This is a genomic window from Arhodomonas sp. KWT (assembly GCF_010993615.1).
In genome coordinates, this window is sequence record NZ_WNXE01000535.1 from 1 (window position 1) to 1,106 (window position 1,106).

The 1,106-nt window shown below is 74.8% G+C and carries 1 protein-coding gene; it reads right to left on the minus strand.

The genetic code is table 11. From position 1 onward, the window contains the following. A partial coding sequence (locus G7A99_RS20500) for a deoxyribodipyrimidine photo-lyase (RefSeq protein ID WP_163143712.1) occupies positions 1-1,106 on the minus strand: 1,106 nt, incomplete at both ends.

Below are 1,106 nucleotides of genomic sequence, written 5' to 3' on the forward strand. Positions count from 1 at the left end.
CGCACGCCGGCGTCACGGAGCACGCCCTCCGGCGCGGCCCACGGGGCATGGCGATGGCGTGGCGGCAGCGCCGCCAGTGCCGGCAGCCACCGTGCGACATAGTCCCCCTCGGGGTCGAAGCGCTCGCCCTGGCGGACCGGGTTGAAGATGCGGAAGTAGGGGGCGGCGTCAGCGCCGCTGCCCGCCACCCACTGCCAGCCGAGGCTGTTGCTGGCCAGGTCGGCGTCCACGAGGGTGTCCCAGAACCAGCGCTCGCCGGCCTGCCAGGGCAGCCGCAGGTTCTTGACCAGCAGCGAGCCGGCGATCATGCGCACGCGATTGTGCATCCAGCCGGTCACCCAGAGCTCGCGCATGCCCGCGTCGACGATGGGGAAACCGGTGCGGCCCGTCTGCCAGGCCCCGAGCAGCCGGTCGCCGGGATCCTCCCGCCAGGGGAATGCCGCGAAGCGCGGGTTGAGCGGCGCGTCGGGCAGCTCCGGGTGGTGGAAGAGGACGTGGTGCGCGAACTCCCGCCAGCCGATCTCGGCGAGGAACGCCTCCGCCGCTTCGCCGCCGCCGTCATCCGCGTTGCGGACCGCCGACCAGATCTGTCTTGGGCTGACGCCGCCGTGGTGGAGGTGGGGCGAGAGCCCGGACGTGCCCGGCTCGCCCGGGTAGTCCCGGGCGCGTCCGTAATCCCCGAGCGTGTGCCGTGTGAACGCCGTCAGCCGTTCCCGGGCACCGGCCTCGCCGGGTCGCCAGCGCCCGGCGAGGCCGGCGTCCCAGCGTACCCGCGGCAGCAGCCCCAGTGCCGCCAGAGGCTCGCCGGCCGGAAGCGTCGCCGGGGCCGCGAGTTCCGGGACCGGCAGGGGCGAGTCGGGCTCGCCGCCACGGCGGGCGGCGCGCCAGAACGGGGTGAACGCCCGGTAGTCCGTGCCCTGGCCGGTCTTCACGGTCCAGGGCTCGTGGAGCAGTGCGGCCTTGTGGCTGTGAACGGCGACCCCGTCCGCCTGCAGTGCCTGCTTGACGTTGCGGTCACGGGCCACCGGCGCCGGGTCGTAGAGGCGGTTCCAGTGCACCGCCGATGCCCCGGTCTCGCGGACGAGGGCGCGCAGCGTCTCCAGGGC